The organism is Streptomyces sp. NPDC008137, from assembly GCF_042957035.1.
Lineage (GTDB): Bacteria > Actinomycetota > Actinomycetes > Streptomycetales > Streptomycetaceae > Streptomyces.
Genome location: NZ_JBIBHN010000037.1, coordinates 60,019 through 70,081 on the forward strand (window position 1 = coordinate 60,019; position 10,063 = coordinate 70,081).

At 70.4% G+C, this 10,063-nt stretch carries 9 protein-coding genes and 1 pseudogene; 7 read left to right on the forward strand and 3 right to left on the reverse strand.

The window, feature by feature from the left end; genetic code table 11:
• The first annotated feature begins 83 nt into the window (after nucleotides 1–83).
• Nucleotides 84–773 carry a maleylpyruvate isomerase family mycothiol-dependent enzyme gene (locus ACFZBT_RS36280; RefSeq protein ID WP_391113245.1) on the forward strand — a complete coding sequence of 230 codons (690 nt, stop codon included), beginning with the start codon at nucleotides 84–86 and terminating at the stop codon, nucleotides 771–773.
• 51 nt (nucleotides 774–824) lie between these two features.
• Nucleotides 825–1,475 (forward strand): MBL fold metallo-hydrolase, encoded by a 651-nt coding sequence (locus ACFZBT_RS36285; RefSeq protein WP_391113248.1) that lies wholly within the window; start codon nucleotides 825–827, stop codon nucleotides 1,473–1,475.
• Nucleotides 1,476–1,562: 87 nt separating this feature from the next.
• On the opposite strand, the gene ACFZBT_RS36290 is transcribed toward ACFZBT_RS36285, so the two are convergent.
• From ACFZBT_RS36290 to ACFZBT_RS36300, 3 genes are all read right to left on the reverse strand, one after another.
• Entirely contained in the window at nucleotides 1,563–1,829 is a 267-nt protein-coding gene (locus tag ACFZBT_RS36290) for a hypothetical protein (RefSeq protein ID WP_391113251.1), read from the reverse strand.
• 1,217 nt (nucleotides 1,830–3,046) lie between these two features.
• A complete protein-coding gene (locus ACFZBT_RS36295; RefSeq protein ID WP_391113254.1) occupies nucleotides 3,047–4,678 on the reverse strand; it encodes a DHA2 family efflux MFS transporter permease subunit in 1,632 nt (543 codons plus the stop codon).
• Nucleotides 4,679–4,771: 93 nt separating this feature from the next.
• On the reverse strand, nucleotides 4,772–5,818 hold the full coding sequence (locus ACFZBT_RS36300; RefSeq protein WP_391113257.1) for an FAD-dependent oxidoreductase: 1,047 nt from the start codon (nucleotides 5,816–5,818) through the stop codon (nucleotides 4,772–4,774).
• A 382-nt stretch (nucleotides 5,819–6,200) separates the two neighbouring features.
• Between ACFZBT_RS36300 and ACFZBT_RS36305 the strand changes: the two genes are divergently transcribed.
• The 5 genes and pseudogenes from ACFZBT_RS36305 (at nucleotide 6,201) to ACFZBT_RS36325 (ending at nucleotide 9,934) form a co-directional block, all read left to right on the forward strand.
• The gene (locus tag ACFZBT_RS36305; RefSeq protein WP_189589826.1) at nucleotides 6,201–6,824 is read left to right on the forward strand and encodes a TetR/AcrR family transcriptional regulator; all 624 of its coding nucleotides are present in this window, start codon (nucleotides 6,201–6,203) and stop codon (nucleotides 6,822–6,824) included.
• A 120-nt stretch (nucleotides 6,825–6,944) separates the two neighbouring features.
• A pseudogene (locus ACFZBT_RS36310) lies at nucleotides 6,945–7,133 on the forward strand (MBL fold metallo-hydrolase); the annotation flags it as partial.
• Nucleotides 7,134–7,413: 280 nt separating this feature from the next.
• Complete coding sequence (locus ACFZBT_RS36315; protein WP_391113260.1) at nucleotides 7,414–8,286, forward strand: transporter substrate-binding domain-containing protein; 873 nt, start codon at nucleotides 7,414–7,416, stop codon at nucleotides 8,284–8,286.
• A complete protein-coding gene (locus tag ACFZBT_RS36320; protein WP_391113263.1) occupies nucleotides 8,283–9,185 on the forward strand; it encodes an ABC transporter permease subunit in 903 nt (300 codons plus the stop codon). Before ACFZBT_RS36315 ends, ACFZBT_RS36320 begins: the two co-directional genes overlap by 4 nt.
• Nucleotides 9,182–9,934, forward strand: coding sequence for an ATP-binding cassette domain-containing protein (locus tag ACFZBT_RS36325; protein ID WP_391113265.1), 753 nt, complete (start codon nucleotides 9,182–9,184; stop codon nucleotides 9,932–9,934). The genes ACFZBT_RS36320 and ACFZBT_RS36325 overlap by 4 nt, the downstream gene beginning before the upstream one ends.
• Nucleotides 9,935–10,063 lie beyond the last annotated feature (129 nt).

Here is a 10,063-nt window from a genome sequence, read left to right on the forward strand (position 1 = left end):
CCGACCATATAGCACGTGCATTCGATTTACGGCACTCGTTCACCACCTTCACCCAAAGGTGTGGCGGGGCTAGGGTCAGCACCATGGTTGATCACGGTCATGACCTGGCGTCTGTACATGACGCTACGGAGCGGCTGCTCCTCGCAGTCGGCAAACTGGACAACGCGTCTGTGACGCAGCCGTCACGGCTTCACGGCTGGACCCGCGGCCACGTCCTCGCCCACCTCGCCCGCAACGCGGACGCCCTCGTGAACGTCCTCGAAGGGCGCCCCATGTACCTCTCGGGCGAGGCCCGGGACGCCGACATCGAGCGGGACGCCCCACGCGCCCTCGACGTCCAGCTCGCCGACCTGCGCGAGAGCGCGGCCCGCTTCCAGGAGACCGGGGCCGCCCCGGCGGACTGGTCGCGCACGGTGGAGCTGCGCAACGGGGTCACGGACTCCGCGTCCAGGGTGCCGTTCCGACGCTGGGTGGAGGTGGAGCTGCATCACGTGGACCTGGGGATCGGGTACGAGCTGGAGGATCTGCCGGCGGAGTTCACCGAGCGGGAGATCGTCTTCCTGGCCGACCGGTTCGCCGGGCATTCCGACGTACCGCCCACGCGCCTCACGGACGGCACGCGCGTGTGGAGCACGGGACAGGAGGCGGGTGACGGCCCCGAGGTGACCGTCACCGGCTCCCCGGCCGATCTGCTGGGCTGGCTCGCCGGCCGCCGTGCCGGATCCGCGCTGGAGGTGGCCGGGGGCGCGCTTCCGGCGCTGCCCCCGCTCTAGGTCCCGGAGCTCCAGGACCGTGGCCGCTCCCCCGGCTATAGGCTGGCGGACATGACGTACAGCGGAGAGGTGACGGTCGGCGGGCCCGCCGACGTGCACGAGCTCAAGGACCTGATGATCACCAAGATCGCGGTCGGTCCGATGAACAACAACGCCTATCTGCTGCGCTGCCGGGCCACGGACGAGCAGTTGCTGATCGACGCCGCGAACGAGGCGGACACGCTGCTCGGCATGATCGGTGGCGACGGCATCGCGTCCGTCGTCACCACCCACCAGCACGGCGACCACTGGCAGGCGCTGGCCGAGGTCGTGGCGGCCACCGGCGCCCGCACGTACGCGGGCCGGGACGACGCCGACGGCATCCCCGTACGGACCGACGTGCTGGTCGACGACGGCGACACCATCCGGGTGGGGCGCGTGGAACTCACCGCGCGCCACCTGGTCGGGCACACGCCCGGCTCGATCGCCCTCGTCTACGACGACCCGCACGGGCATCCCCATGTGTTCACCGGGGACTGCCTGTTCCCCGGGGGGCCCGGGCGGACAACACGTCCCGAGGACTTCGAGTCGTTGATGTCGGGCCTGGAAGCGAAGGTCTTCGTGCTCCCGGACGAGGCCTGGATCTACCCGGGCCACGGCAACGACACCACGCTCGGCGCCGAGCGGCCTCACCTCGGCGAGTGGCACGAGCGAGGCTGGTAGGTCGGCGGCATCGCCGCCCCGGTGCTCTCAAGGAAATAGCCGCGTCTCTGGCAGTCGGTCGGAGCCAGCAGCCACCGCACAAAGCGGTCAGCCGAAGAGCCCCGCACCCGCCGCGATCGCCGGTCCTCGGGGTCGGTGGCCGAGCAGCGCCGGCCGGGCAGCCCCCCCCCCGCAGTCCATCGCTCCCGACTTTGGGTGGTAGTCGTAGGTCCACTTCGCGCCCTCGGAGCCGGTGGTGGTGTCGGTCTGCGACATCATGTTGCCCGAGGTGTCGTAGCCATTGGTGACCTTGTCGCCGCTGGCGGAGGTGAAAGTCTCGGGGTAGTGGCCCCCGGCCTTCCGGGTCCAGGCCATCGTGGACTGCGCGCCGGTGGGCTGGGTCGCCGACTTCGGATTGAAGGAGTCGTCGCAGTCGAACCTGACGGTGTTACCCGGAGTCGATCCGACCCCATGCCGTCGACCGCGCTGTTGACGTTGTTGTCCGGACCCCACGTCTTGGAACGCTCGTGGCCCAGCGGGTCGGGTGGTCTTCCAGCGGGCGTCGACCGTCTTCTCAGTGTTCTTGCCGCGGGGGTCGTGATCCGGGCGACACCCTGTCCCTCACTGCCGGGCTGCGGGAGGATGTAGCGGAAGGCGGTGGTGGCACCGGTTCCGGCGGTCTTGTCGACGACGCGGGTGATCGAGGCGAGCCGGTTGGTGTCCCAGGGGAGGCTGCACCAGGCCCGCAGCCGGAAGTAGCCGACTCGGTCGGCGGCGTCGAAGCGGCGGGCGCCGGCACTGAGGAACGCCGCTCCGGGGAACGCGGTCGCGGCGACGGTCAGCACGCCCCACCTCGCAGAGTGGCGCGCACGAGGCTGGTAACCGTCCAACGCCCGACCGCCCCTGTTTCGAAACCGAAGCGGGGGCGGTCGCGCGTTCAGGCCCGTTCCGCGCTCGGGAGGGTCATGACCCACGGACGGTGTCCTCCAGAGCACCGTCACCGACGCCGGCAGCGGTGACCGCCATGATCAGGGGGACTGTTGCATGAGCTGCGGTCTGCCGGGCCGGGTTCACCTGGCAGGCAGCGGATGCTCCCACTTCTCCGCAATCCATCCCTTCGGCTCCCAGCCGTACTACGGGCCCGAAAACACCCGCACACAGCTGGAGGCCGCGCTCAAGCGGGCTGCGACCGCCGCTGTCAGCCCACGGCCATGGCCTCCGGGCCGCCCCGGAGGAGAGCCCTGGGACGGCGCGGAGGCCGGGGACGGTGAGGTGTGCCGGCAGAAAATCCGCGTGGCCGTGGACCGTGGACCAAGCCCGCGTCCTACGCGTCTCGCACCGCCGGGTTCCTGCCCGACGCGCCTGGCGGGCGGTCAGACGGAGGCGGTGCCCGTCGCTCCGGCGGGCGCGTCCCCGGCGATCCAGTGGACGCCCCGCCGGCGATCCAGTGACCTGGGTCGGAGATATTCAGGTAGTTCTCGCGAGCTGCCTGGCGTGCCGGAGGCCGGATTCCAGCAAGCCTCCGGACCTGGCAGCCGCACGGCATCCGGTTGACGGCCTCCGATCTGACAAGAAATCTCTGACTCAGGTCACTAGCGGGTGGACCCGGTGTGCTCCCGCACAGTCGCCGCCTCGTTCGCCGTGGTCCCGGCCCCCGGCTCGGGGTTGTGCTTCGCGAAGCCGCGCCGGCCCGGCAGGATGGCGAGGACGATCAGTGTTCCGGCGGCCATGATGATCCCGCCGATGAGGCTGGTCTGGGCGACTCCGTGGGCGAAGGCCTGGTGGACGGCGTCCACGGCGGCCTGGGCCTGCTGGGGCCCGGCGGAGGGATCCTGCCCGACCCGCTGTGCGACGGCCAGGCCGGCGCCGACCGAGTCCTTGGCGGTCTCCATCGCCTCCGCCGGGAGCCGGTTGCCCACCAGGTCGGTCAGCTCGTCCCGGTAGGCCGTGCCCAGCAGCGAGCCCAGCACCGCGATGCCCAGCGCCCCGCCCAGCTCCAGCGCGGTGTCGTTGACACCGCCGCCGACGCCCAGCTCGGACTCGGGGAAGGAGCCCATGATCGTGTCGGTCGCCGGAGAGATGCTCAGTCCGAGCGCGAGGCCCAGCATCATCAGCGGCACCAGGAAGTCCCCGTACGTCGACCCCTTGTCGATCTGGGTGAGCAGGAACATGCCCGCCGTGCCGACGGCCAGGCCGGTCACGACCATCGGCTTCACGCCCAGCTTCGGGGTGAGCATCCCGGTCAGCGCGGACCCGAGGAACACCGCACCGCCCAGCGGCAGCAGCCGTACACCCGTGTCCAGGGCGCCGTAGCCGAGGACGAACTGCAGGAACTGCGTCACGTAGTAGATCACGGCGAACATGCCGAAGAAGAAGAACAGCACCGCGAGCATCGAGCCGCTGAAGGGGCGCAGCGCGAACTTGCGGACGTCCAGCATCGGGTGCGGGTGCCGCAGCTCCCAGGCGACGAAGGCGACCAGACCGACACCGGCGACCACGGCCGCGGTGACGGGGCCGACGCCCCAGCCGGAGTGCGGGCCCTCGATGGCGGCGTAGATCAGGGAGCCGACGGTGACGATCGACAGCAGACCACCGACGTAGTCGATCCGGCCCATGCCCTCCGCCTTGGACGGCGGTACCAGGGCGAGCGCGCCGAACACGGCGGCGAGGGCGATCGGCACGTTGATCAGGAAGGTCGAGCCCCAGGCGTGGTCCTCAAGCAGCCAGCCGGAGACCAGCGGGCCGACGGCTACCGCCACCCCGGAGGTCGCGGCCCAGGCGGTGATGGCCTTGGCCCGCTCGCTCCGGGGGAAGGTCGCGACCACCAGGGACAGCGTGGCCGGCATCACGACCGCCGCACCCACACCCATGATCGCGCGGGCCACGATGACCAGCGAGGTCTCGTCGACCACGCTCCCCATCACCGAACCGCCGGCGAAGATCAACAGACCCAGCACCAGCGCGCCACGCCGACTGTACTTGTCACCGATCGCACCCAGCACCAGCATCAGCGCCGCGTACGGAACGGTGTAGGAGTCGACGACCCACTGCAGATCACTGCTGCTCAGGCCCAGGTCGGTGGTCATGTCGGGGGCGGCCACGATCAGCGACGTGTTCGCCATCACCGTGATCAGCAGGCTCAGGCACAGCACGAGCAGCGCCCACCAGCGCCGCGCGTACGGCCCGGTCATCTTCTCCACGGGGGTGTTCGCAAGGAAGGGCATCAGTAACTCCTGAGGGGGACGGGGCAGACAAGCAAAATCACTTGGTCGCCCGTAGGCGAGCGGGCGACGGGCTGAGATCTCCGGGCTTCAAGATCATCCTGTGGCCCCTGGTGCGCTTCCCTCAGCGATCTCCTGGAGGGCCGCGTCGGTGTCCGCGGTGGCCAGCGTCCTGTTGATGTCGGCGCCGGCCAGTGCGCCGGCCGCTGCGGAGGCCCCGACCTGGGCGACCAGATCGGTGACGTTGCCGGCCACCCACACACCCGGCACCTCGGTGGTGCCGGCCGTGCCGGAGGCGAAACCGCTGCCCTTGCCCGGCAGGTCCTGCACCGGCAGGCCCAGACCTTCCAGACCCTGGGTGCGGGCCTGCATCGGCGCGGCGACCGCGACGACGCGGCGGGCCACGACCTGGCCGTCGGCCAGGCGCACCCCGGCGAGGGCACCGCCGGCGTCGTTGACGACCTCGGTGACCGGGGTGTCGATGACGCGGATGCCGCGGGCGGCGAAGCGGGCGCGGCTGTCCTCGTCCAGGTCGGTGCCGTGGGTGAAGTAGGTCAGGTCCTCGGTCAGCTGACGGAACAGATACGCGTGGTTGATGGAGGCGGGGCCGGTGGCGAGGATGGCGATGGGCTCGTCGCGCACCTCCCAGCCGTGGCAGTACGGGCAGTGCACCACACTGTGCCCCCAGTGCTCGGCGAGCCCGGGCACCTGTGGCAGCACATCCTTCAGGCCGGTGGCCACCAGGATGCGGCGGGCGGTGATGTGGCGGCCGTCGGCCAGGGTGACGGTGAACCGCAGGTCCCCGTCCGCCGACGGGGCGGCGGACTCGGCCGAGACCACCTCGCCGTTAACGATGCGTCCGCCGTACTGGCGCACCTGCTCCCGGCCCCGTCGAAGGATCTCGGAGGGCGGGGTGCCGTCCAGGGCGAGGAGGCCGTGCACGGCCTGGGCGGGCGCGTTGCGCGGGGAGCCGCTGTCGATCACGACGACCGAGCGCCGGGAGCGGGCGAGGATCAGCGCACCGTTCAGCCCCGCGGCGCCCCCGCCGATCACCACCGCGTCGACGCTCCCCTCGGCCAGTGCGTCGCTCGCGTACGGAGGAGTCGCCGCAGTCACGGCCTCCTGCCTTTCCTTGTCAGTCATGGTTCGGTCGACCCTTCGAGTTCTGGGTGGTGGGAGAGGGGGTCAGCTGTTCAGGAAGCCGAGGATGTGATCGGCGACCGCCTTGGGCTGTTCGAGGTGCAGGAAGTGCCCGCGCCGAGAACAGCCCGACGTTCGTGACGTACAGATCCAGTCCGGCGATGGAACTCGCCGTCGCCAGGATCAGACGGGCCTTACCGGCCTGGAAGGCGTCGCAACGTTGGGCGGCGCGGAGGAGCGCAAAGGCATGGGTTGCTCTCCATCGCGCCAGGCGTACACACCCCCTGCCCGATGAGCTCAGGATGGTTGTGTACTGAACAGTCGGAAACCTAGATGGTTCTGTACCGGGTTGTCAAGAAGGGTGGGTCGGCTTTACCTTCGATGCATGGCCAGACCACGAAGCTTCGACCCCGACCACGTCCTGCATGCCGCCGAGCGGCAGTTCCGCACCTCGGGCTACAACGGCACGAGCGTCGACGACATCAGCGCCGCCACCGGCCTGGGCCGCGGCAGCCTCTACGCCGCGTTCGACGGCAAACACGGCGTGCTACTGCAGGCGATGGCCGGCTACTTCGCCCGGCTGGGGCAGGGTCCGCGGAAGTTGCTCGCCGGACCGGACGAGGGCGCCCTGGATCGACTGCACGCGTACCTGCTCCGCGCCGTCCACGGGGTGCCACTCGCCGCCGACGTACCCCCCGCTCCCGACCGGACGGCCGCAGCCTGCTTCGCCGCCAAAATGGCCCTGGAGATCGGCGCCTCCGACCCCGAGGTGAAACGTCTGGCCAACGACTGCTTCTCCGTAGTCCGGACGGCGGTGGCCGAGTGTGTGCGAGCGGCCCAGCGCAACGGCGACATCGACCCCGACGCGGATCCCGACGACCTCGCCTACCTCCTGCTGACCATCATCCGCGGGACCGATGTCGTCGGCGCGTACGGCCACAGCCCCGACCGCCTGACCTCCATTGCGGAGAGCGCGTTCGCCTTGCTGCCCCGCCCGCGCCACCACTGACAAGGGCACGGCCGGCCTCGTTGCACAGACCTCTGTTGCGGTCGGCCCACTTCGACACCGCGGAGGCGCGGCCCGTAGGTTTGCGCGCCGCCGTGACCTCGTGTGCTGGCGCGTGCTGTGGTGTTCCCCGGCGGTGTGGGCAACACCCACAAGGACCCCGAGGCGTTCGCCAGCCTCCTCCACGATGTGGAGACCAGGATCTTCGACGTCCTCCCGGACGAGACATGGGTCTACCCGGGGCACGGCAACGACACCACGCTGGGCACGGAGCGCCCGCAGCTGCCGGAGTGGCGCGCTCGCGGATGGTGAAGTGCCACCTCGGGGCGCGTGAGCCGCGCACGCGCCCCGTGTGAACGCTTCACACACGCCCATGTCGTGCGCGCGCTCCCGGTGCGTGTAGTTGCGCGGTCAACTGGTGGGAGCCCCGCGCAGGATGACGGCTCCTGGGCGGATGGGCCGCCGGCCTGTCGATCCCCGCCCTCGGCCGGCGGCCCCCGGCTGTTCACGAGATCGCAACACCCGTTCCCACCATGCGGAACGTGTCGCCGTGACCTCGACAAACGGGTCCGTCGCCTGCCAATCTCCCGCCATGCATCCTGCCCCGCGCGCCCTGCGCCGCGCTGCCGCCGTCGTCGTCCTTCTCGCCGTCGCCGTGAGCTGTGCTCCGCAGCCGGAGGCATCGGACCGGCCATCGGCATCGGCCGGAAGCAGCTGCGCCAAGGGCAAGTTGGCAACCCACACCTCGGGCACGCTGACCATCGCCACGGACGAACCCGCCTACGAGCCCTGGTTCAAGGATGACGACCCCGCCAGTGGCAAGGGCTTCGAGTCGGCGGTCGCGTATGCCGTCGCCGAGCGGCTCGGGTACGGCGAGGACAAGGTCGCCTGGCAGACCGTCCCCTTCAACAAGGCCTTCGCCCCCGGCGAGAAGACCTTCGACTTCGACATCAACCAGGTCTCCGTCAGCGCCGAACGCAAGAGGGCCGTGGACTTCTCGTCCGGCTACTACGACGTGCGCCAGGCCGTCGTCGCGCTGAAGGACTCCAAGGCCGCGAAGGCGAAGAGCATCGCCGGCTTGAAGGACGTGAAGCTGGGCGCCCAGGTCGGCACCACCAGCCTCGACTACATCGACGACGTGGTGAAGCCGAAGCAGGCGGCCGCCGTCTTCGGCAAGAACGACCAGGCCAAGTCCGCGCTGAAGAACGGCCAGGTCGGCGCCATCGTCGTGGACCTGCCGACCGCCTTCTACATCACTGGTGCCGAGATCACGGACGCGACGATCGTCGGCCAGTTCGAGAACCAGGGCGGTACGCCGGAGCAGTTCGGCCTCGTGCTCGACAAGGGCAGCGCACTCACTCCCTGCGTCTCGCGGGCCGTGGACGCGCTGCGCGAGGACGGCACGCTCGCCAAGCTCGAGCAGCGGTGGCTGTCGGACGCCGTCGACGCGCCGGTGCTCAAGTGACGCTGAACAAGGCGGAGCCGGCGGAGAACTCCGGCGAGCAGGACGCTCCGGACACCTACGTCCCGTCGCAGCGCCGCCTGGACCGAGAGCGCTACCAGCGCGCCCGCGCGCGGCGTGCCACCGCGATCGGCGCGCTCTCGACCCTCGTCACCGGCGCGGTCCTCTACCTGGTCGTCGTCAACGCGCCGGGCTGGCCGCGCACCAAGGAGACCTTCTTCGACGGGGAGTACGCGCGCGAGGCGTTCCCGAAGGTCCTCGAAGGGCTGTGGCTGAACGTCCGGCTGCTGCTGTTCTGCGGGGCCGCGGTGCTCGTCCTCGGCATGCTGATCGCCGTCGCGCGTACGCTGCGCGGCCCGGTGTTCTTCCCGCTGCGCTTCCTGGCTGCCGCCTACACGGACTTCTTCCGGGGGCTGCCGCTCATCATCAATCTGATGATCGTGGTCCTCGGCGTCCCCGCGCTGCGGTTGCAGGGGATGACCGTCGACCCGGTGCTCCTCGGCGGCACCGCGCTCACCCTGACGTACTCGGCGTACGTCGCCGAGGTGTTCCGCGCCGGTATCGAATCCGTGCATCCCTCGCAGCGCGCCGCGGCCCGCTCGCTCGGGCTCAGCAACCGGCAGGCGCTGCGCCACGTGGTGCTGCCCCAGGCCGTACGCCGCCAGGTGCCGCCGCTGCTGAACGACCTGGTGTCGCTGCAGAAGGACACCGGACTCGTCTCGATCGGCGGTGCGGTGGACGCCGTACGGGCGGCCGACATCATCGTGGGCCGCAGCCTCAACTACACGCCGTACATCGTCGCGGGTCTGGTCTTCGTCGCGCTGACCATCCCCATGACCCGGTTCACGGACTGGGTGACGGCACGGATGGACCGCCGCCGGGCCCAGGGAGGAACCACATGAGCGAGACGCCCGTGCTGCGCCTGGAGTCCGTCCGCAAGACCTTCGGCGGCTCGGTCGTCCTGCGGGACGTCGACCTGGAGGTGGCCCCGCACACGGTCACCGCGCTGATCGGCGCCTCCGGCTCCGGCAAGTCCACGCTGCTGCGGTGCGCGAACCTGCTGGAGGAGATCGACGACGGGGCGATCTGGCTGGACGGCGAGGAGATCACCGACCCGCGCGTCGACCAGGACGCCGTGCGCCGCCGGATCGGCGTGGTCTTCCAGTCGTACAACCTCTTCCCGCACATGACGGTCCTGGAGAACATCACACTCGCTCCGCGCCGGGTGCACGGCCTGCCCCGCGCCGAGGCCGAGGCACGCGCGCGTGAGCTGCTGGAGCGGCTGGGGCTGGGCGGGAAGGCGGGCGAGTACCCGGACCGGCTGAGCGGCGGCCAGCAACAGCGGGTGGCGATCGTGCGCGCCCTGGCCGTACGCCCCCGGCTGCTGCTGCTCGACGAGATCACCGGCGCCCTCGATCCCGAGCTGGTGGGCGAGGTCCTCACCGTCGTCCGCGACCTGAAGGACGAGGGCATGACCATGGTGCTGGCCACGCACGAGATGGGCTTCGCACGGGAGGTCGCCGACCAGGTGTGCTTCCTGGAGGACGGCGTGGTGCTGGAGCGCGGCACCGCCGAGCAGGTCTTCGGGAAACCGCGGCAGGAGCGCACCCAGCGATTCCTGCGGCGGATCGTGGAGGCGGGGCGGCTGTAGTCGGGACGAGGCGGGTGTAAGGGGCGCTCGCCATGGTCGTGTCCGCAAAGTGGCGGCATCGTTGGTTTGTTCGTGGTGCGTCGTCATGAGCTGACTGATGAGTCGTGGGCGGTGATCGAGCCGTTGCTG